This window comes from Brevundimonas fluminis, from assembly GCF_003934285.1.
Taxonomy (GTDB): Bacteria; Pseudomonadota; Alphaproteobacteria; order Caulobacterales; family Caulobacteraceae; genus Brevundimonas; species Brevundimonas fluminis.
Genome location: NZ_RQWJ01000003.1, coordinates 217092 through 237563 on the forward strand (window position 1 = coordinate 217092; position 20472 = coordinate 237563).

Here is a 20472-nt window from a genome sequence, read left to right on the forward strand (position 1 = left end):
AGAAGGGTCATGCCCAAGATCGATCTGGACGCCGCGCCGAGCCGGGACGGCACGGCCTATCCCGAGCCCTATGACGCGCCGTGCCGGGCCCGCCGTCGCAAGCGTCTGGGCAATGCGGTCGGCCTGAGCCAGTTCGGGGTCAACCGGCTGGAGCTCGACCCGGGAACCTGGTCCTCGCAGCGGCACTGGCACTCCGGCGAGGATGAGTTCGTGCAGGTTCTGGAGGGCGAGGTGGTGCTGATCGAGGACGACGGCGAGACCGTGCTGCGCGCCGGCGACTGCGCCGGCTTTCCGAAGGGCGTCGCCAACGGCCATCATCTGGTGAACCGGTCCGACGCCCTCGCGGTGGTGCTGGAGGTCGGCGGCCGCCATCCGGACGAGGATCGGGTGCAATATCCGGACATCGACCTGACCTTCGACGGGCGCGAGACCTTCTATCGCCACCGCGACGGGACGCCCTACGAGGGGCGGGGCCGCGTGAAGTGACCGACGCACCCGAGGCGCCGCCACCGATCACCCCCGCCGTCGCCGAGGCCGCCCGGGACGCGCATGGGACCAACCCGTGGCGCAACTCCGACTTCCGCAAGCTCTGGGTCGGGCGGCTGGCGGCGGTGCTGGCGATTCAGACCCAGGGCGCGGCCCTGCTGTGGCAGGTCTACGACATCGCCCGCCGCGACCACCCGATCGAACAGGCCAGCCTGTATCTGGGCCTGATCGGCCTGGTGCAGTTCCTGCCGCTGCTGGCCCTGACCCTGCCCGCGGGCGAGATGGCCGACCGGCTGGACCGCAAGCGCACCGTCATCCTGTCCATCCTGATCGAGGGGCTGTGCGCGGCCATCTTCCTGGGCCTGGCCCTGCATGGCAGCCCGCCGTTGTGGAGCCTCCTGGCCACGGCCGCCCTGTTCGGCGCGGCGCGGGCGTTCCTGGCGCCGGCCAGCCAGGCCTTCCTGCCGATGGTGGTGGGCCGCGCCGCCTTGCCCCGCGCAATCGCGGCCCAGTCGATCGCCTTTCAGACCGGCAGCATCGCCGCGCCGGCGCTGGCTGGCCTCATCGTGGGCGTCGCCGTGCCTTACGCCTATGCCGTGGCGCTCGGCCTGTTCGGGGTCGGCCTGTTCTGCATTTTCACGATCAGGACGTCGGGCAAGCCGCTGCGCGAGCGCACGCCCTTCAGTCCGCGCGCCATGTTCGACGCGGTCGGCGTGGGACTGAGGTACGTCTGGAACACCAAGGTGGTGCTGGGCGCCATCTCGCTGGATCTGGTCGTGGTTCTGCTGGCCGGCGTGGCCCTGCTGACGCCCATCTTCGCGCGCGACATCTTTCACGTGGGGGCCGAGGGGTTTGGGATTCTGCGCGCGTCATTCGGCCTCGGCGCCCTGCTGATGGCGGGTTGGCTGGCGCGGTTCCCGATCGTGCGCCGGGGCGGGGCGTGGATGTTCGGCGCCGTGGCCCTGTTCGGCCTGTCCGCCCTGACCTTCGGCGTCTCGGGCTGGGGCGCGATGGAGTTCGGCTGGACGGACCTGGCGTGGGTCGCGGGCGTCGCCCTGTTCCTGGCCGGCGCGGCCGACATGATCAGCGTCAACATCCGCCAGACCCTGATCCAGCTGGCCACGCCCGACGAGATGCGCGGCCGCGTCTCGTCGGTGTCCATGCTCTTCATCGGCGCGTCGAACGAACTCGGCGAGTTCTACACCGGCTTCGCCGTCCGCATCCTCGGCCCCATCGGCGCCGCCCTGTTCGGCGGCTCGGCGGCCGTCGCCTCGGTCGGCCTGTGGAGCTGGCTGTTCCCGGGTTTGCGGAAGGCGGACCGGCTGAGCTGACCCCGACGCCGGAACGTCGGGGCCGAACCCGGTCTCACTCCGCCAGGAAGCGGTCGACGATCGCGTAGAAGGCCTCGGGCTGGTCCGCCATGATGAAGTGGCGCGAGCCGTCGACGCGCTCCAGCGTCAGGTCGGGCACGTCCGCCCACTGCGACGACCACATCGCGTCGGCCATGGCGGCCGGGGCGCCGCCGTCGGCGTCGGCGGCATAGATCGCCCACACCGGCACGGTCATGGCCGACAGGCCGGGCCGCGCGTCGGTGGTCATCACCTCGGCGATGCCGGTGGCCAGCGCTTGCCGGTCCGAGGCCATGACCCAGTCGATCATGGCCGTCTGCGTGGCCGCATCCTTAGACAGGCCGGGCGCGCCCGCGGTCTGACCGGCGCGCAGGGTCGCCTCGTCGCCGCTCAGCATCCGCGCCGCCGCCTGGGCCGCGAACGGCCGGGCGCTCTCGACCGTCGCGGTCGGCCCGAACAGGGCGCTGAAGAAGGGCAGGCTGTCCACGCTCATGATCCGCCCGACCAGATCCGGCCGCGCCTGCGCCAGCAGCAGGGCAGACAGCCCGCCCATGGAGTGGCCGATGACGGCGGGCCGCTCCAGCCCTTGCGCTTCGATGTATCCCGCCACGGCCGCCACGGCGGGCGCCAGCAGCGGGCCGTCGCCGTGCGTCCACGGCTCGCCGGCGAAGCCCGCGTACTGCACCAGATGCACCCGGTGGGTGGCGCTCAAACGCTCGGCCAGCGGACGCCACACCTCGCGGCTGGAGCCGTAGCCGGGGATCAGGATGACGTCGGGGCCCTGACCCACGATCTCCACCGAAATCCGCCCGTCCCGGAAGACGGCTTCGGCTTCGGCGTCGTCGACGGCCTGGGCCTCGGCCCGACCGGCGATGAGGACGACCCCGCCGACGGCCAGAGCCAGGGCGGAGGCGACGAGGAAGGCGCGCAGGATCGCACGCCCCGCGAAGCGGCGCATGATGAACATGGGGTGTCTCCAGTCTTCCGGGGTTGAGGTCAGTCGAGGCGGCGGAAGCGCATGTCGCGCACGCGGCCGTTGTCGATGTGCAGGGCGACCGCCCGTCCGGTGGCGTCGCGCTCGAGGCGCACCAGACCGGGCGGCCCGGTGAAGACGTCGGTGTGCGACGGCGCCAGGGCCGAGCCGCGACCGTTCAGGCTCAGCACCAGCCGGCCGTTTCGGACGGTCGCCTCCAGCCGGGCCGCGGCCTCGTCGCTGACGTAGACGCCCTCCAGCGCGACAAGATCTTCGGTGGTCGGCGCCCAGGGCTCACGGCGCTCCAGACGCCGCCGGTCGCCGTCGGCGGTGACGCGGAACAAGGTCCCCGCGTCGACGATCTGCAGCCGGTCGTCGCCGACCGCGAACAAATCGGGTCCCGCCGCCGCGAGGGGGCGCCCGCCCATGGTCAGCGCGCCAGCGGCCGTCCGGCCGAAGGTGACGGGCTGGCCGGTGCGCACGTCGACCCACAGCCCCTCGGGCAGGGGCGCGTCTCCCGCGGCGGCGACGCCCTCGGCGGGTGCGGGCGGAAGGAAGCGGGCGGCGGCGGCCCGGCCAAGCAGCCGGGCGTCGGCGTCGCCGGCGTTGCACAGGATGGCGACGGACACGCCGTCCTCCGGGTAGCGCGCCGCCCAGCCGCGATAGCCGGCGGTGACGCCCGCATGGCCAATCTCGGGCCGGTCGCCCGGCGCGTCGTGCTGCAGCCCCAGTCCATAGTGGGTGCGCCGCTCGCCGATCGAGCCGCGTTCGGCCAGCCGCGCGCCCAGTCCGGGGAAGGCGCGGTCCTCCTCCAGGGCGCGGTTCCAGATCAGCAGGTCGTCGACTGTGGTCAGCAGGCCGCCGTTGCCGTAGGCGTCCTCGAACGGCATGTCGCGGCGCCAGCCCGACCCCGACGGCGCGTAGGCGTCGGCGCGCCCCGGGACGACGCGGGCATGGTCGTCGCGCCACGAGGTGCGGCTCATGCCCAGCGGGTCGAACAGCCGCGTGCGGGTGAACTCGGCCAGGCTCCTGCCGGACGCCCGCTCCACGATCACCGCGGCCAGGTTGTAGCCGGAGTTGCTGTAGGACCACTCGGTTCCCGGCTCGAAATTCAGCGCCGTCTGACGGCTCATGATGCGCACCACGTCGGCGTTGTCGCTGTCCCGCGTGCCGCGCGGCCAGCCTTCCATCGCGGCCACGGCCCCCCAGTCGCGCAGGCCGGCCGTATGATCCAGCATCCGGCGGATCGTCACCACGTCCGCCCATTCCGGAAGTTCCGGGATCCATTTGCTCAGGGCGTCGTCCAGCGACAGGACCCCGTCGTCGACCAGCAGCAGCACCGCTGCGGCGGTGAACTGCTTCGAGACCGAGCCGGCCTCGTAGATGGTGTCTACGCGCGCCGGCACGCCGTGCTCCATCTCCGCCAAGCCGTAGACGCGACGGAGGGGCGGCCTTTCGGGTGCGTCCACGCCGACGGCGCAGCCGGGAGTCCGGGCGCTCCAGCGAGCGAACAGGGCGTCGATCGCGTCCGGCGCTTCCTGACCGGCGGCGGGGCCGACGGCCACGAGCAGGGCGACGACAGCGGCGACGGGAGGGGTCAGGTCACGCATGAGGATTCTCGAAGATGTCTTCCACCGGCCGCTCGAACAGCACGGCGATGCGATAGGCGAGGTCAAGCGACGGATCGTGCCTTTCGGTCTCCAGCGCGTTGACCGCCTGACGGGACACGCCCAGGGCCTGACCCAGCTGTTCCTGGGTCCAGCCGCGCTCGACGCGCAGCAGCTTCAGCCGGTTCCTCATCGCGACGATCTCAGGAACGGCGCGATCACGCCGAAGCAGGCCCAGAACAGCGGGTAAACGAACCAGGCCGGCACATGCGGCGCGCCGGCATAGCTCTCGCCGAAGCCCCAGAAGGTGCCGATCGCCATGGTCAGGCCGGCGGCGACGATGAACTGTTTGGCGATCAGGGCGCGCACGAACTCGTCGCTCTCGCGCATGAAGCTCAGCGTCGCCCAGATCTGGCCGACCACCGGCGCGCTGACCGTCGCGGCCAGCAGCCAGGCCGCGACCGGGGAGCTCAGGTCGTCGAAGGCGCCGAAGATCGCGGCGACGTTCACGGCCGTGTAGCCGCTCATGAAGGCCAGGGTGCGGACCACGTATCGGCGCCCGGCGTCCGTCCCGTTCCGAAAGCTTCCCGGCATGTCATGTCCTCCTGACGTGATGTAAGGAGAACATGACATCATGAAAATGTCAGGTCAACATGACTTTGCGTCAGGACGGCCTGACTTCGATCGCTCTCGGCCTCCACCGTTCGCATCTTTCCGAAGGAGAAGGTATGGTGACGGCATCGCGGGCAGACCATCGGCGCCCGCGGCTGGAAGAGATCGGTGACGCACGCCGCAGACTTTCGCCATCACGCGAGAACTGAGACGTGACCTACGACCTTCATTTCGAAACCGCCGACGGCGTGCGAGTCGAGCCGCATCAGGCCGAGCACATCTCCGCGGTCTACGACCACTGCGAGGCGCGGCTGGCCGCCGAGCCTACGGTGAACAGGATCCACCTGCACCTCGGCGACCGTCGTCTGCATACCGTCATCCGTCGCGACGGCGCCCGCGCTCGCTGAGCCTACTGCCGCCGCCGCTGCGCCGCCTGCCACGCCTCGAACTCGTCGACCACGTCCGACTGGCGCAGCACCTTGCCGTAGGGATCGATGACGTAGTGCGCGTCGGCGGGCAGGGCGATCTCACCGCGGCCGCCGGTCATCGGCACGGTCTGCACCTGACCGCGCACCTCCACCTCGACCGGCAGGGGGAAGGCCGCGCCGTTCCCGGTCTTCCATTCGAGGATCAGCCGGTCGCCTTCGCGCGTCTCGACCAGATCCGGAATGGCGGCCTGGTACAGATAGCCTTCGAAGAACCAGTCCAGATCCTGGCCGGTCACCTTGTTGACGATGTCCATGTAGTCGCGGGTCGAGGCGAAGCGCGGCTCGAAATTGCCCGGCGCCGGATCGTCGCGACCGTAGACCAGCAGGCGGATCGAGCGGAAAAAGGCCTCGTCGCCGATCAGGTTGCGCAGGGTGTGGGCGACCAGCGAGGCCTTGGAATAGACGTCGTTTCCCGGCCCGGCCTGGCTGGTCTCCTCGTCGGTGATCGCCTTGCCGGACACGATCGGATACTCATTGCCGAGGCCCAGGCGCTGCTCCAGCAACTCGGCCTGGAAGATGCGGTCGCCGTGCAGCCAGCGCAGGTACAGCGGCTGCATGTAGGTGCCGAGGCCCTCGTGCAGCCAGATGTCGTCCAGCTCGGTGTGGGTCAGCTGGTTGCCGAACCATTCATGCGCCATCTCGTGGTGCAGGAGCCAGTCATAGCCCTTGTGGTCCTTGCGGTACTGGTTGCCGTAGGCGTTCAGCGTCTGGTGCTCCATGCCCAGATGGGGGGTCTCCACCACGCCCAGCTTTTCGTCGGCGAAGGGATAGGGGCCGACCACCTCCTCGAAGAACTGCAGCATCAGCGGGAACTCGGCGAACAGGTCCTCGACCTTGGCCGGGTCGTCCGACTTGAGGTGCCAGTAACTCATCAGGATGTCGTTGCCGAACCGACTGCGATAGACGGCCGACCGCTCCACGAAGGGGCCGACGTTGATGGAGATGGCATAGGTGTTCATCTGCCCGGCCGACCAGTTCCAGGTCGTCGTGCCGTCGCCGTTGTCGGTCTTGCCGACGAAGCGGCCGGGGCCGGGTGCGGCCAGGTTCGACGGCACGGTGATGTGCATGTCCACCGCGCGCGGCTCCGCCGTGCCCCAGTCGATGCAGGGCCAGATCATGTCGCAGCCGTCGCCCTGCACCGCCGTGGCGATCCACGGCTCGCCGGACGGCGCGGTGCGCCAGACCCAGCCGCCGTCCCACGGCGCGTTGCGGGCGGGATGCGGCACGCCGGCGTACTTGATCCGCACCTGCGCCGACTGACCGGCGCGCAGGGCCCGGGGCAGGGTGATCGTCATCCGGCCTTCCGGGTTGGTCCAGGCCGATCGGGGCAGGGCGCGCCCGCCGATGGCGATTTCGGACACGTCGAACCGGACGTCCAGATCCAGCACCAGCCGCTGCAGCGGCGCGGTCGCGGTGAAGTCCAGGGTGGCGACGCCCTCGATCGACCGCGTTTCGGGCAGGATGTTGAAGGCCAGATCGGCCTTGTCGAACTGCATCGCCATCTGTTCGGGCGCGCGGGGCCTGCCGCTGTCGCGGGTCCATTCGGTCGAGGTGCGCTGGGCCGGCGCCTCCTGGGCCAGGGCGACGCCGGCCAGGGACAGGGCCGCCGTCAGCGCCAGAGCGGCGGTCAGGGTCTTCGTCATCGGGCTTCCTCTCAGCGGCGCGGGCGCAGGCGATCGACCAGCGGATCCTGGCGCAGCACCTTGTTCTCGGGATCGATCACCACGACGGCGTCGGCCGGCACTTCCAGCGAGCCGCGCCCGCCGGTCATCGGCACGGTCCGGACCTCGCCGTTCACCGACACGTCCAGCGGCATGGGAAACACGCCGGCCGGCGTGGACCAGCTGAGATTCAGCCGGTTCCCCTCGCGGCTTTCCGTCAGCACCGGCAGCGACGCCTCGTACAGATAGGCGTTGAAGAACCAGTCGTAGTTCTGGCCCGTCACCTCGTTGACGATCTGGTTGTACTGCGGCGTCGAGCGGATCTGGGGCTCGAAATTCCCCGGTCGCGGATCGGGCCGGCCATAGGTCAGGATGCGCAGGCTCTCGTAGAAATCCCCGTCGCCCAGCGTCATGCGCAGGGTGTGCGCCACCAGCGAGCCTTTGGAGTAGATGTCGCCGCCCGGTCCGCCGGGCCGGTTGTAGACGTCGTTCACCGTCTTCGGCGTCCGCGACACGATCGGCGCGCGGTTCAGGAGGCCGTCTCGCTGGTCGGCCAGTTCGCGGTGCATGTAGCGGTCGCCGCGCAGCCAGCCCGCATAGAGCGGCTGCATGTAGCTGCCCAATCCTTCGTGCAGCCACATGTCGTCGGCGTTCCAGTTGGTCAGCTGGTTGGCGAACCACTCATGGGCGAACTCGTGCTGCAGCAGCCAGTCATAACCGCGTCCGTCCATGCGGTACTGGTTGCCGTAGGCGTTCAGCGTCTGGTGTTCCATGCCCAGGTGCGGCGTCTCGACCACGCCCATCTTCTCGTCGGCGAAGGGGAAAGGACCGACGGTCGCCTCGAAGAAGTCCAGCATCTGCGGGAATTCGGCGAACAGTCGCTCCACATCCTCCGGCTTGTCCGACTTCAGATGCCAGAAATGCATCGGGATCTCGTTGCCGAACCGGCTCTGGTAGGTGGCCGTCCGCTCGACGTAGGGCCCGACGTTCAGCGTGATGGCGTAGATGTTCGGCCGCTTGATCGACCACGCCCAGGTCGTGGTGCCGTCGCCGTTGTCGGTCTTGCCCTGAAAAGTGCCGGGTCCGGGCGCGGAGACGTTCGACGGCACGGTGAAGCGCACGTCCGCCCGCGCCGGCTCGCCCGCCGAGTTGTCGATGCAGGGATACAGCAGGTCGCAGCCGTTCAACTGGAAAGCCGAGGCCACCCACGGCTCGCCGGTCGGGGCGGTGGCCCATACGACGCCGCCGTCCCACGGCGCGCGCGGCGCGACGCGCGGGCTGCCGGACCATTTGACGCCCAGCTTCACCGTCTGTCCGGCCGCCAGGGCGCGGGGCAGCTGGGCCGTCAGCCGGCCCTCCGGATTGCTCCAGCGCTCACGCGGCACGACCACGCCGTCGACCGTGACCTCGGCCACGTCGAAGACGGCGTCCAGTTCGACCGACAGCTTGTCCGTCGCGGCCAGCACCGCGAACTCCAGGACGCTTTCGCCCCGGATGGCCTTCTGGTCGGGCACGACGGTCAGGTGCAGGTCCATGCGATCGAACCGCACCGCCTCCTGCTCCGGCGCGCGCGGATTGTCCGTCTCAAGCGTGAAGGGGGTCGAAGTGCGGGCGGAGTCCTGAGCCGCGGCCGGGGCGGCGACGGCCAGGCAGGCGGCGGCGATCAGGGCGAGACGGGATGCGGCCACGGCGGACTCCTCGAAATTGGGTCCGCCGACCTTAAGCGTCGTCATCGAAAAGGGGAGTCGTCGCGGCCACCATTACAGAATGGTCATCTTGGTCGCACGCAAAGAAAAAGCCGGCGTTTCCGCCGGCCTTTTCAGAACTCGATGTCGTCGCCCGATCAGGCGGCGGCGTCCTCGGCCAGCTTGGCGCGGACCTGACGCTTGATGCGCTGGGCGGTCGGGGACAGCTGCTCGTCCCGGGCCTTGACGATGTAGGCGTCCAGGCCGCCCTTGAAGTCCAGGGTGCGCAGCGCGGCGTTGGAGATGCGCAGGCTGAAGGTCTGGCCCAGCGCTTCCGAGGCGACCTTGACCGTCTTCAGCGACGGCAGGAAGCGGCGCTTGGTCTTGATGTTCGAGTGGCTGACCGAGTGGCCGACCATCGGGCCCACGCCAGTCAGTTCGCAACGACGAGCCATTTCGTCAGATCCTTCGCGGAGCGCCTTCGGAACCGGTCCTGGACGCAATAAACAAAAGCGCGCGGAAGGGGCTCCCGCGCGAGAGGGGGCCGTATAGAGGAAGGCGCCTCGCCACGTCAAGGCTTCGGCGCCCGTTCAGGCCTCGTTCAAATCCCGCCACATATGCCCCATAGCATGAACGTTCACCTTCTTCGGGGGACCTGAAGACATGAAGACCCGCTTTCTGGCCTTGGCCGCCCTCGCCGGCGCCGCGCTGGCCTTGGGCGTCTCCGACCGTCCCGTCGCCGGCCCGGCCGTGCAGAACGCCCAGCACGTCCTGCCGGGCTACTGGGAATACACCACCTCGGCCGTCGGCGTGCGCGACACCGAGCGCAAATGCGTGCGCCCGTCCGAGATCAACCGCTTCTTCGGGGGCCTGTCGACGCGCCGGTGGAGCTGCACCTATCCGGTTCGCGAGGTCGGGGGCGGCAACGCCCGGTTCGAGGGCACCTGCCGCGACCGCAAGGGCCGCACCGTGCGCGTGCGTCTTTCGGGCACCTATCGTCAGGAGAGCTTCCGCTTCAACGGCGGCGCCCAGCTGGCGCGCGGCACGCCATATCTCCCGGCCTCGATCACCGCCAACCGCATCTCCGCCGACTGCCCGGCGGGGGCGGAGTATTTCTGAGCCGGTGGACGGGCCCGTTGACATAACTCTACATATGTAGAGTTATCAGGGCGTGATCCGTTCCCGCGCACTCTCTGCCCCCGCACGACGCCTGTTGGCCGCGCTCGCCGACTCGTCCGGCGGATGGCGGCACGGCTACGACCTTTGCCGGGAGGCGGGCCTGAAGTCCGGCACCCTGTATCCGCTCCTGATCCGGCTGGAGGCGCAGGGCCACCTGGAGGCGGAATGGCGGGACGCCGAAGAGCCCGGCCGTCCGCCGCGCCACGTCTACCGGCTGACCGCGTCGGGAATGCGCCTTGCGGCCGCCAATCCTGTCCGTGACGCACTGGCGCCGGAGCGGCGCCCGGCGGAGCGGCCCGCATGATCTCCCCGATCCGCATTACCTTCGCCCTCGCCGGACGCCTCGCGCCGCCGTCGCTCAGACCCTGGGTGGCCGCCGCCGCGCGCGAGGCCGAGGTCATCTCCGATGGCGGCCGCAAGCTGCGGTTCGCCGTCGGATGTCTTTGCTGGGCCGCCCGCGAGGCGGCGATCGCCCGGGTCCGCAACTCGATCGAGGAGAACACCATGCCCGGCCTTGCATCCGGACTGACGCGCCGTGCGACGGGCGTCGCCTGCGCGCTGGCGGCGACGGGCCTCGGCGTCGTCTACATGGGTTCGGCGGGCGCGCCGCCGGGATATCCGATCCTCAACGCCGCCGCCGCGGCCTTCGGTCTGGTGGGTTTGGCCGCCCTGGGTCTGGCGGAGCGGCGCGGCCATCTGGCGGCGGGACCGTTCGCGCTGGCGCTCGGACTGACGATTCTCGCCGTCTCCCTGTGGGGCGTCGAGGCGAACGGTGTGCGGCGATGGGCGAACCTCGGCGGACTGGTGGTCCAGCCGTCCCTGGTCGCGACGCCCCTGATGCTCGCTCTCTTCACGAAGGCGCGCGACGGCCTGTCCACGCTTGGGCTCGTGATCGCCGCCGCCGCGGTCGCGATCCAGCCGGACCGCGGCGTGGCGGGACCTCTGGCGGCCGCGCTGATCGCTCTGACCGTCCTTCGTCCCGGTCGACGCGAACTGACGGCGCTGGCCGCCGCAGCGCTCGCCTTCGCGGTGACCCTGATCAGACCGGACGCTTCGCCGGCGGTACCTTACGTCGACGGCGTCCTCCAGACCGCCTTCGACGCCGGCTGGGTCGCCGGGACCGCGGTGATCGCCGGTTCCGCGCTGCTCGTCGTCCCAGCCGTCCTCGGGCGTCGGACCGATCCCGCCGCGACCGCATTCGGCGTCATGTGGGCGGGCCTCCTGGCGGCCGCGGCCCTGGCCAACCATCCGACGCCTCTGGTCGGCTACGGGGGCAGCGCCGTGGTCGGCTACCTGCTCAGCCTGATCGCCTTTCCCGGCGGCGCCCCGGCGCATGCCCGGAAAGGCTCGGCCGCGCCGACGCAGGGCGGCACGCCGCCCGATGCTTCGGCCTTGTTCGCCATCCGCATCCGCCTCGGCGGCTGACGCGCAGGAAAAAGGCCCGGGATCGCTCCCGGGCCCTCGTTCTTTCGACGCTGAAAGGGCCGATCAGGCCGCTTCGGCTTCTTCCGCGGCTTCCGCGGCGGCGATGACCGCCTTCTTGGCGCTCAGCGACTTGCCCAGCAGGGCCACCGCGGCGTCCTTGTCGATCTTGTTGGCGGCGGCGACTTCGCGGGCCATGCGGTCCAGGGCGCTCTCGTACAGTTGACGCTCCGAGTAGGACTGCTCGGGCTGGCTGTCGGCGCGGTGCAGGTCGCGGACCACCTCGGCGATCGAGATCAGGTCGCCGGAGTTGATCTTGGCCTCGTATTCCTGCGCGCGGCGCGACCACATGGTGCGCTTGATGCGGGCGCGGCCCTTCAGCGTGGTCAGGGCCTTGGTCACGATGTCCTCGCCCGCCAGCGAGCGCAGACCCGCGGTCTTGGCCTTCTTGGTCGGAACGCGCAGGGTCATCTTCTCGTGATCGAAGGTCACGACGTAGACCTCCAGGCTCATCCCCGCCACTTCCTGCGTCTCGATCGCCGCCACCTTGCCGACGCCATGCGCCGGATAGACGACCGCGTCGCCGACCTTGAACTCCAGACCGCTCTTGTTCGTCATCGTTCTTCCTTTCCGGCCGATGGGAAGGGTGAAGGCGCGCCGTGAGCGTCAGACGATGCTTCGCCCGCCGCCGGATCGCTCCGTCGGGGGTGCAGGATCGGTCTTCAGCTACGGAAACGGATCACCAGACCTCGGGGCCGCCCCCGCTCTTCGGCAGGGGTCTGTCGCAAAAGCGGTCGAGCACGATCCGTCGCCGGGCGCTCGACCAATGCGAAGGAACCTATCACAAAACCGCAAGATTTCAAAATGTCGGCTTCGTGACCTGAGCCGGTCGCGTGAATCCTCGCCGCCAGACGCCTGAGTCCGGCCTCAGCTGCCCTTGCCGGGCTTGTCGCTGAAATACTTCTCGAACTTGCCGGTCTCGCGCTCGAACTGTTCCTTGTCCGCGGGCGGCGTGCCCTTGACCGTGATGTTCGGCCAGACCTTGGCGTATTCGGCGTTGATCTGCAGCCACTTGCCGTCCGGCTCGTCTTCGGTGTCGGGCTTGATGGCGTCGACGGGACATTCCGGCTCGCACACGCCGCAGTCGATGCATTCGTCCGGCGCGATGACCAGGAAGTTCTCGCCCTCATAGAAGCAGTCGACCGGGCACACCTCGACGCAGTCCATGAATTTGCAGCGGACGCAGGCGTCGGTGACGATGTAGGTCATTGCGGCGGGCGAGACACGCTGTGGCTGGGGCGGACGCGGCAAATGACCCCGCGCGGCGCGGCTGTCAATGTCGGCGCTGATCAGTAGTCGTAGGTCTTGTAGGTGCAAAGGAAGCGCACGTTCGCGTCGCTGTCGATCACCCGTCCCAGACTTGCTTCACGCAGCGCGCCGACGGGCAGGGTACGGTCGTTGGCTTGGGGCCGCCATTGGCACCTGTCCTCGTCACACCGCACCAGGCCTCGCGGATGAGCGGCCCGGAAACGCGCCTCGTACCGGCGGATGTCGTATCCCGGCAGCATGGCCGCCAGAATGTGGGCCTGCCCGCCGCTCGACGTCACCTCGACGCTGACCGGCGTGGTTTCCAGGAAGCGGAACTCCCCGGGCGCCAAGGACCGGTCCACGTTCGAGATGCCCATGAAAACCTCTTCCGTCGCCTGAAGCACCGTCGCGGACCGCCACCTCGCCTCAAGGGCCGAGATGGTGGCTGGACAGGCGGGCGTGCCTCGGGCGCGAGCCAGGGCCGCGGCGTCCGGAAAGGCGGGCTGCGGCACACGGCTGAAATAAAAAGACTTCTCCTGCCCTCCCTGCACGGTCGTCCATTCGAACCCGTGCAGGCCCTCAGTCACCTCGATGAGGTCGCTTGTCCCGAAGGCGATCCGGCTCGCGCTGCGCGCTGTGATGGGCTGCCGGGTTCCGGCGGTTTCGTTGACGAGGACGTCGCTCTCGATGCGATAGACGGCGTGGCTGTCGAGCGTTCCGTCGGACTTGAACGAATCCAGCCTGAGCCTTTCGCCCGGAACGACCCAGCTGTAGCGTCTGACCAAACCGTCGTAGGCCTGCCACCACCCGACCTCCACCAGCGTCGCATAGGCGCCCCACTTGGCGACATGGGGATTCGGAGCGACCTGTTCGACGGCGGGCGGAGCGGCGGCGAGCAACAGGGCGTCGAACATCTGTGGTGTCTCCCGAATTCTGGACGCGACCTTGGGTCAGATCGTCGCTCCGGGCAAACTCCTCAAACCTGATCGTGGCCGCTCGCGGATGCGACGTCGCGATAGAGTCCGCGTGCCTCCTCCGCCGGTCCGCGCCGTTCGCCGAGAGCGAGCACCTCGATCTCGATCAGCCGCGATCCGACGGGGAACAGCAGGACGTCGCCGACGTGGACCGAGCGGCTGGGCTTGTCGAGCCGCGTCTGCAGGCTGTTGTGCGTCAGCCGCACCCGGCCGCCCTCGACCATCGCCGCCGCCGCCGACCGCGTCTTCGCGAACCGCGCCCGCCACAGCCAGACGTCGATGCGGCAGGCCTCGGTCACGACGCCGCGCTCTCGGCATAGACCCGCGACAGCCGCCGGTACTGGGGCGAGTTGAAGGCGATCGTCGTCGCCACGATCCCCACCAACCCCGCCACGGTGAAGACCAGGGCGATCCCCCGCGCCGGCCCCGTGCCGAACCAGTCTCCGATCGCCGCCGCCCCCGCGCCGCCGTCGGACATGAAGGGGATCACCAGGAACTGCGTCAGCGGCCCGATCAGGAAGGCGGTCAGGGGCGAGGCCGCCTGTTCCACGGACTGGGCGAACCCGAAGACGCGGCCCTGCCGCTCGTACGGCACCACCTTCTGCAGGGTGGTGTGCTCCGCCGCCTCGGCCACGGGGGTGATGAAGAACCAGACGAAGCAGCCGATGGCCAGCAGCCAGATCCACGGCTGGACGGTGAACAGGGCTCCGGCGGTCCACGCCAGCAGGTTGACCAGCATCAGGGTCCGCAGCGGGCTCTTGCCCAGGCCGGTGCGCGAGACCACCAGCCCCGCCAGGATAAAGCCGCTGGAGACGCAGCCCAGCAGCAACCCCCAGTGCTGCACCGCCATCATCGACAGGGCATAGGCGTCCAGCAGCGCCATGAAGACGCCGCCGAGGAAGTTGTTGAAGGTGGCGAACAGTATCAGGGCGAACAGGCCCGGCACGGCGCCCACGACCTTCAACGTCCCGCGCAGGTCCACGCGCCGGCGGCCCGGCGTCCCGTCCGCCTCGGCCGAGGCCGCGCGCGGATCCGGCTCGTCCACGCCGACGAAGCGCAGATGCATGAAGGCCGCCGCCGTCAGGATAAGGGCGAAGGCCAGCGTCCCCTCCATGCCGCCCCCCGCGACGAGGAAGCCGGAGATGACGGACGTGGTCAGGAAGCCGATCCCCGTCACCATGCCCACGAGGCCGTTGGCCCGGTCCCGCCGATCCTCCGGCACGAGCACGGTCACGAGCGTCGGCAGGGCGATCGACCGGATGTTGCCCGCGATCACGCCGAGCATGACAAGGCCCACGAACCCCCACAGCAGCGGGGAGGCGACGTCGCGCATCGCCGGCTCTCCCGCGGCCAGAAGAACCGTCAGGGCGGAGCCGTAAAACAGCATCGACACCGCGCTGGAGGCCATCATCACCCGCTTCTTGCGATGATGGTCGACCAGGCTGCCCAGCCAGAAGGCGAGACCCGCGGTGAGCACAAGGTACATGCCGGCGATCATGCCGGTGGCGAACACCGACCGGGTCTCCAGCCAGATCCAGAAGGTCACCGCGAACCACACCGTGAAATTGGTGACGTTGGCGACCAGATTGTTGGTCAGCAGGTGGTGGAACGGGGTCATGTCGACCTGAAAAGCGCGGGAAGCGTCGCGGTTCAAGCGCGGGGTTTGCGGCGGCGCTTGCGCGTCGGGCGGGCGGGGGACGGCAGACCCGCGAGACCCGCCAGCGCGGCGAAGGGCGATCCGGCCGCCGCCTTCATCGACCGCGCCTCCGGGTTCGGACGCGGCGCCTTGAGAGCCTTGGCCAGTTCGACCGCCTGCTTCTCCGACAGGCCCAGCTCCGTCAGCGCCGCCTCGTCCAGCCGTCCCTGACCGGCGGCCCGCAGTTCGGCCATGCGCTCCAGCGTCTCCAGGGGCATCGTGCGTCCGGCGACCGTTCGCAGCCCGCGCGCGGAGCCCCACCGCGCGCTGGTCGCGTCGGCGCCTTCTCGGGCCCAGAAGGCCTGCGCGAAGCCGCGCCCGCGCGGCCTATGGTCGCCCGGCAGCCAGACGGAATGCGCGCCGACCCGCACGCCGAAGGTCTTCACCGTGCGACGCTCGACCTGACTCAGAGCGGTCAGTTCGGCCTCGACGTCCCGCCTCGGCAGGACGCCCCCCGCCTCCACCAGCCGGAAGGCCAGTCCACGCGTCAGGCCCTTGAGCCCGCCGCTTTCCAGCGCCCGCCTCAGCCGCGACAGGCCGCGCAGGGCGCGTCCGGCCTCCTGCGCCAGCCACGCCTCGATCCGCCGCCGGGCCCGCTCGCGGGCGGCCTCCACGCCCTGATCGCCGATCAGGCGGACGCGCGGAGACCATGGATCTTCGTTGGCGACGCGCGCCACCAAGTCGCCGCGCCAGGTCACCGACCCGTCGGGCGCCAGGGCGAAGGCCTCGTCGCCGTCCGCCGCCAGCCGGCCCAGTCGGCGCGCCACCTCCGGCTCGAGGGCGCGCGTCGCCAGCCGTCGCTGGGACGGATGGGCGCCCGCGTCCCGGTCGGCGACGAAGCGCAGGCCCTCGATCCGGCCCAGCTCGGCGCCCTCGATCCTGACCGACCCGCCCGCATCCACCTGCACCGCCGCCTCGTCTTCGGCGTGCAGCGCGCGCATCAGGGCCGTGGTCTTTCGGTCGACGAACCGCGCCGTCAGCCGCGCGTGCAGAGCGTCTGACAGCCGGTCCTCCAGCGCCCGCGTCCGCTCGCGCCAGTGGGCAGCGTTCTCCAGCCAGTCGGCCCGCGCCGCGACGTAGGACAGGGTCCGCATCCCCGCCAGCCGCGCGGACAACTGGTCGATCTGACCGTCCTCGTGGTCCAGTCCGCGGAACCGCCGGGCGATCCAGTCCTCGGACAGACGACCGCTCGGACCGATCAGGGCGTGGAACACCTCCATGGTCAGCTTGAAATGCTCGTCGGCGGTGGTCTTCTGAAAGTCAGGCACCTGGCAGGCGTCCCACAGCCGCATGAGGCTGCCGCGCGAGCGGGCGATCCGCTGCACGCCCTCGTCCTGCACCGCGCGGCGCAGCAAGGTTTCGTCCAGCGCCTGCGACGTGAGCCGCAGGCCCGCGCGGCGCGGCGGCTCGGTCAGCGACCGCAGCAGGTCGGGCAGGCTGTCGAAATCCAGCTTGCCGTTGCGCCACTCCGCGCCTTCCACCGGATCGAAGCGGTGCTCCACGACCTGCTCGACCAGGTCGTCGTCCAGTTCTTCGGCCTCGCCCGTCACGCCGAAGGTGCCGTCGCGCAGGTGCCGCCCGGCGCGCCCGGCGATCTGGCCGATCTCGTGCGCGTGCAGCCAGCGGGTCCGTGTGCCGTCGAACTTGCGCAGGCCGGCGAAGGCCACGTGGTCGACGTCCATGTTCAGCCCCATGCCGATGGCGTCCGTCGCCACCAGAAAGTCGACTTCGCCCGACTGGAACAGCTCGACCTGGGCATTGCGGGTGCGCGGGCTCAGCGCGCCCATGACGATGGCGGCGCCGCCTCCCTGGCGCCGGATCAGCTCGGCGATGGCGTAGACCTGCTCGGCCGAGAAGGCGACCACGGCGCTGCGCCGGGGCAGGCGGGTCAGCTTCTTCGGCCCCGCATAGCCAAGCGTCGACAGGCGGTCGCGCGACTGGATCTCCACGTCTTCGACCAGCCGCCGGATCAGCGGCTCCATCGTCCCCGCGCCCAGGAACATCGTCTCCTGCCGCCCCCGCGCGTGCAGCAGCCGGTTGGTGAAGACGTGCCCGCGCTCCGGATCGGCGACCAGCTGGATCTCGTCCACCGCCAGGAAGTCGACCGACCGCTCCATCGGCATGGCCTCGACCGTGCAGACGTGAAAGCGCGCGTGCGGCGGGCTGATCTTCTCCTCGCCGGTGACCAGCGCCACCGAGGCCTTGCCGGCCCTGGCGACGATCCGCTCATAGATCTCCCGCGCCAGCAGCCGCAGCGGCAGGCCGATCATGCCCGAGCCGTGGCCCAGCATCCGCTCGACCGCCAGATGGGTCTTGCCGGTGTTGGTGGGGCCCAGGACGGCGACGACGCGACCCGGCGCCCGGCCTGTGCCGCGGTCGCTCATGATGGGGAAAAGTGGTCCGCCCGCGCCGGTTCCTCAAGCGTCGCAGCGCCCGGCATGGCGACGCTTAACGACGCGGGCCGGGCGTCCGGAACAGGGACGAAACGAATCAGGACCGAATCACCGACTCGGCCCGATTCCCGATCCGTTCTCCGCAAGATGTTGTATCTTAAAGCCGATTAACCACAATGCGAAAATGGCGGTCTGGGGCGTTCATCGCTTCCCCTCGACCCCGCCATCCGCTAGTTCACCCGCCGACGGCCCCGTAGCTCAGCTGCATAGAGCAAGGCTTTCCTAAAGCCGAGGTCGGAGGTTGGAGTCCTCCCGGGGTCGCCAGTCTCGTCATGCCAGCGTCAAGGCGACGCTACGCACCACGCCGTCCGACCCCTTCGCCTTGATCGTCAACGTGGTGTTGTTCGTCAGTTCGAACACCACATCCCCATTGTCGACGGGGGTCACGCTGTCTCCGGGCGTGAAGCCGATCGGCCCGTTGACGTCCAGCTTGTAGTCTGGAGACGCCTCTCCGATGCCGACGTTACCGGCGCTTGCGATCCGCATCTTCTCGGTGTTCGTGCCTCCGTTGACGCGGGTGTGGAACGACATGTCGAACCCGAACTGTCCCGCCGTGCCATTGGACTTCAGGGCTTGGATGGCCGCCGCCTCCGTGACGGTCGTTCCGGTATAGCAACCCCGGAACACGATCGATCCACCGACGTTTGCCGCCGCCGACGTCGTGTCGGTGACGACCAGATTGCCTTCGGCAGGGTTCGCCACTCCCGCCGCCGGCTTTGGGTTCTGCACGTCGAGACGCCCGGGCGTGGCGGTGACGCCGGACGTCGGGTTCACGATGGCTTTGCCGCGAACCAAGGTTTCGACCACGGTGGTCGCACCCAGCACGACCTGATTGTCCTTGGTCGTGAACGCCCCGGCGCCGACGGCGGTGGAGTTGACCGCGTCGACCTTCTGCCCGGCGTCGTGCCCCGCGCCGTCGCCCAGGAAGGTGTTGGCCGAGCCGGACGTGACCACGCCTCCCGCGCCGGCGCCCACCGCGACGTTGTCGGCGCCGCCGACGACGGCGGCCAGGGCTCCGCCGCCCAAGGCGACGTTGGCCGACCCGCCGGTCACGGCGTCCAGCGCCCCGACCCCCAGTCCCAGGTTGCCCGTGCCGGTCGGCTCCGCGTCCGGTCCGGCCCCGCCCACGAAGGTTGTGTCCAACGCCCCGAACTGGCGCAGGGCGATCGCCCCGCCCACGCTGACGGCGCCGCGCAGCACGGTCTCCGTCACCGCCGCATTGCCGATCACGACCTGGTCGTCCTTGGTCGTCACCGCGCCGGCGCCGATGGCGGTGGCGTTCACGGCGTCGATCTTCTGGCCGCCGGACTGGGCGCCGGCCAGGGCCCCGACGAACACGCAGCTGCCCGCCGTGGTCACGCCGCGCCCCGCCTCCTGGCCGACCGCGACGACGTCGTCGCCGGTGTGGTCCAGCAGCGCCGCCGTGCCGATGCCGACGTTGCGGCTCCCCGCCAGAACCGCGTCGGCGCCGGCGCGATAACCGCCGAGAAAGTTGTAGTCTCCCTGCGTCCGGGCGAAGGCGCAGCCTTGCCCCAGATAGACGTTGTAGCTGCCGGTCAGATTGCTGTCGGCGCAGGTGTAGCCCAAGCCGACGTTCTGTTCGCCCGTCGTCGTGTGGCGGAAACAGCTGTCGCCGACGGCCGTGTTGTTTCCGACGTTCGTCGCGTCTTCCAGGGCATAGATGCCGACGGCGACGCCCCCGATGCCCGTAGTCGCGTGGCGCAGGGCGCCGAAGCCTACCGCGACCGAGTCGATGACGTCGATCGCGTCCTCACCGGTGAAGCTCCCGACGAAGACGTTGGACCCCGGGGTGGTGGCATTGACCAGAGAGCGATAGCCGAAGCCGATGTTGTGACCGCCGCTGGTCAGTGAGGCCAGCGCGTCCTTGCCTACGCCGATGCTGCACTGGGACGTGCTCGTCAGATTTCCGGCGCCGGCCAGGAAGTACGTCTCCTGCGACGGATTCGCCCGCAGCATGGGCTCGGTGAAGACGATCAGTTCCTGGGTCATCGGCGGTCTCCGGTTGCGATGCGGGCCGGCGCGTCCGCCGCGCCGGGGGAACGCCTATGGCCAAGCTAGCCGGGAAAGGGCCGGGAGGCCGTTCACAATCTTGGGCAGACCGCGGCTATGCTGGGGACAAACCGCCTCATCGCCACCGGCGGCCCTCGCCATGCTTGCCGACGCTCTCCCAGGTGTCGGGTCCCGCGCCCCGTCGCCACTGCTCGACGACCAGCCAGCCCTTCAGCGGCCTGAGCACCGCCAGGCAGGCGATGGCCAGCAGGGGAAAGGTGACGACCAGGTGGACCCAGATCGGCGGCCGCACGGTGAAGTCGAACGCCATGAACGCCGCCATGCCCAGGGTTCCCACCAGACTCATGCCGAAGAAGGCCGGCCCGTCCGCAGGATCGGCGAAGCCGTAATCGAGGCCGCACGCGGGGCAGGAGTCGCGGATCTTCAGAAAGCCGCGCAGCAGCGGGCCTTCTCCGCACCTCGGGCAGCGACATCTCAACCCGCGCCTCAAAGCGCTCTCGGGGGCGACGGGGGTCGGTTGGGTCATGGGCCGTCAGGTGCGCCCGGCG

The 20472-nt window shown here is 69.9% G+C and carries 21 protein-coding genes and 1 tRNA gene; 7 read left to right on the forward strand and 15 right to left on the reverse strand.

Features of this window, described 5'->3' with window-relative positions; all coding sequences use genetic code 11:
* The first annotated feature begins 9 nt into the window (after nt 1-9).
* Both EFJ44_RS05965 and EFJ44_RS05970 read left to right on the forward strand, forming a co-directional pair.
* Complete coding sequence (locus EFJ44_RS05965) at nt 10-486, forward strand: cupin domain-containing protein (RefSeq protein ID WP_125256293.1); 477 nt, start codon at nt 10-12, stop codon at nt 484-486.
* The gene (locus EFJ44_RS05970) at nt 483-1817 is read left to right on the forward strand and encodes an MFS transporter (protein WP_241209693.1); all 1335 of its coding nucleotides are present in this window, start codon (nt 483-485) and stop codon (nt 1815-1817) included. The genes EFJ44_RS05965 and EFJ44_RS05970 overlap by 4 nt, the downstream gene beginning before the upstream one ends.
* A 34-nt stretch (nt 1818-1851) precedes the next feature.
* Here EFJ44_RS05970 and EFJ44_RS05975 read toward each other — a convergent pair whose 3' ends face one another.
* The 4 genes from EFJ44_RS05975 to EFJ44_RS05990 are packed head-to-tail and all read right to left on the reverse strand — an operon-like array spanning nt 1852 to nt 5009.
* Nucleotides 1852-2802: an alpha/beta fold hydrolase gene (locus EFJ44_RS05975; protein ID WP_241209694.1), complete on the reverse strand. Its 951-nt coding sequence runs from the start codon at nt 2800-2802 to the stop codon at nt 1852-1854.
* A 29-nt stretch (nt 2803-2831) separates the two neighbouring features.
* The gene (locus tag EFJ44_RS05980; RefSeq protein ID WP_125256294.1) at nt 2832-4418 is read right to left on the reverse strand and encodes a serine hydrolase domain-containing protein; all 1587 of its coding nucleotides are present in this window, start codon (nt 4416-4418) and stop codon (nt 2832-2834) included.
* Nucleotides 4411-4608: a helix-turn-helix transcriptional regulator gene (locus EFJ44_RS05985; protein WP_125256295.1), complete on the reverse strand. Its 198-nt coding sequence runs from the start codon at nt 4606-4608 to the stop codon at nt 4411-4413. The genes EFJ44_RS05980 and EFJ44_RS05985 overlap by 8 nt, the downstream gene beginning before the upstream one ends.
* On the reverse strand, nt 4605-5009 hold the full coding sequence (locus EFJ44_RS05990; protein ID WP_125256296.1) for a hypothetical protein: 405 nt from the start codon (nt 5007-5009) through the stop codon (nt 4605-4607). Before EFJ44_RS05990 ends, EFJ44_RS05985 begins: the two co-directional genes overlap by 4 nt.
* Nucleotides 5010-5239: 230 nt before the next feature.
* Here EFJ44_RS05990 and EFJ44_RS05995 point away from each other — a divergent pair, with 230 nt between their 5' ends.
* The gene (locus tag EFJ44_RS05995) at nt 5240-5434 is read left to right on the forward strand and encodes a hypothetical protein (protein ID WP_125256297.1); all 195 of its coding nucleotides are present in this window, start codon (nt 5240-5242) and stop codon (nt 5432-5434) included.
* A 2-nt stretch (nt 5435-5436) separates the two neighbouring features.
* On the opposite strand, the gene EFJ44_RS06000 is transcribed toward EFJ44_RS05995, so the two are convergent.
* The 3 genes from EFJ44_RS06000 to rpmB all read right to left on the reverse strand — a co-directional run bounded on the left by EFJ44_RS06000 (nt 5437) and on the right by rpmB (nt 9316).
* On the reverse strand, nt 5437-7158 hold the full coding sequence (locus EFJ44_RS06000; protein ID WP_125256298.1) for a M1 family metallopeptidase: 1722 nt from the start codon (nt 7156-7158) through the stop codon (nt 5437-5439).
* Between the two features lie 11 nt (nt 7159-7169).
* Nucleotides 7170-8864 (reverse strand): M1 family metallopeptidase, encoded by a 1695-nt coding sequence (locus EFJ44_RS06005; protein ID WP_241209695.1) that lies wholly within the window; start codon nt 8862-8864, stop codon nt 7170-7172.
* Between the two features lie 155 nt (nt 8865-9019).
* Nucleotides 9020-9316, reverse strand: a complete 297-nt coding sequence (gene rpmB / locus EFJ44_RS06010) for a 50S ribosomal protein L28 (RefSeq protein ID WP_125256300.1) — start codon at nt 9314-9316, stop codon at nt 9020-9022.
* 208 nt (nt 9317-9524) lie between these two features.
* Between rpmB and EFJ44_RS06015 the strand changes: the two genes are divergently transcribed.
* The 3 genes from EFJ44_RS06015 (at nt 9525) to EFJ44_RS06025 (ending at nt 11465) form a co-directional block, all read left to right on the forward strand.
* The gene (locus tag EFJ44_RS06015; RefSeq protein ID WP_125256301.1) at nt 9525-9980 is read left to right on the forward strand and encodes a DUF3617 domain-containing protein; all 456 of its coding nucleotides are present in this window, start codon (nt 9525-9527) and stop codon (nt 9978-9980) included.
* A gap of 94 nt (nt 9981-10074) precedes the next feature.
* Entirely contained in the window at nt 10075-10344 is a 270-nt protein-coding gene (locus EFJ44_RS06020) for a PadR family transcriptional regulator (protein WP_241209696.1), read from the forward strand.
* Nucleotides 10341-11465, forward strand: a complete 1125-nt coding sequence (locus tag EFJ44_RS06025; RefSeq protein ID WP_125256303.1) for a putative peptidoglycan glycosyltransferase FtsW/RodA — start codon at nt 10341-10343, stop codon at nt 11463-11465. The genes EFJ44_RS06020 and EFJ44_RS06025 overlap by 4 nt, the downstream gene beginning before the upstream one ends.
* Before the next feature lie 63 nt (nt 11466-11528).
* Here EFJ44_RS06025 and EFJ44_RS06030 read toward each other — a convergent pair whose 3' ends face one another.
* From EFJ44_RS06030 to EFJ44_RS06055, 6 genes are all read right to left on the reverse strand, one after another.
* Nucleotides 11529-12080, reverse strand: coding sequence for a CarD family transcriptional regulator (locus EFJ44_RS06030; protein WP_125256304.1), 552 nt, complete (start codon nt 12078-12080; stop codon nt 11529-11531).
* Between the two features lie 309 nt (nt 12081-12389).
* Complete coding sequence (gene fdxA, locus EFJ44_RS06035; protein WP_125256305.1) at nt 12390-12731, reverse strand: ferredoxin FdxA; 342 nt, start codon at nt 12729-12731, stop codon at nt 12390-12392.
* A gap of 80 nt (nt 12732-12811) precedes the next feature.
* Nucleotides 12812-13684, reverse strand: a complete 873-nt coding sequence (locus tag EFJ44_RS06040) for a hypothetical protein (protein WP_125256306.1) — start codon at nt 13682-13684, stop codon at nt 12812-12814.
* Between the two features lie 62 nt (nt 13685-13746).
* Nucleotides 13747-14043 (reverse strand): RNA-binding S4 domain-containing protein, encoded by a 297-nt coding sequence (locus EFJ44_RS06045; protein WP_125256307.1) that lies wholly within the window; start codon nt 14041-14043, stop codon nt 13747-13749.
* Nucleotides 14040-15362, reverse strand: coding sequence for an MFS transporter (locus tag EFJ44_RS06050; protein ID WP_125256308.1), 1323 nt, complete (start codon nt 15360-15362; stop codon nt 14040-14042). The genes EFJ44_RS06045 and EFJ44_RS06050 overlap by 4 nt, the downstream gene beginning before the upstream one ends.
* 32 nt (nt 15363-15394) lie before the next feature.
* Nucleotides 15395-17824 (reverse strand): helicase-related protein, encoded by a 2430-nt coding sequence (locus EFJ44_RS06055; RefSeq protein ID WP_125256309.1) that lies wholly within the window; start codon nt 17822-17824, stop codon nt 15395-15397.
* A 256-nt stretch (nt 17825-18080) separates the two neighbouring features.
* On the opposite strand from EFJ44_RS06055, the gene EFJ44_RS06060 reads away from it, so the two are divergent.
* Nucleotides 18081-18157, forward strand: a tRNA-Arg gene (locus tag EFJ44_RS06060).
* A gap of 6 nt (nt 18158-18163) precedes the next feature.
* Here EFJ44_RS06060 and EFJ44_RS06065 read toward each other — a convergent pair.
* Both EFJ44_RS06065 and EFJ44_RS06070 read right to left on the reverse strand, forming a co-directional pair.
* Nucleotides 18164-19903, reverse strand: coding sequence for a hypothetical protein (locus EFJ44_RS06065; RefSeq protein ID WP_125256310.1), 1740 nt, complete (start codon nt 19901-19903; stop codon nt 18164-18166).
* 136 nt (nt 19904-20039) lie between these two features.
* On the reverse strand, nt 20040-20450 hold the full coding sequence (locus EFJ44_RS06070; RefSeq protein ID WP_125256311.1) for a DUF983 domain-containing protein: 411 nt from the start codon (nt 20448-20450) through the stop codon (nt 20040-20042).
* Between the last annotated feature and the right edge of the window lie 22 nt (nt 20451-20472).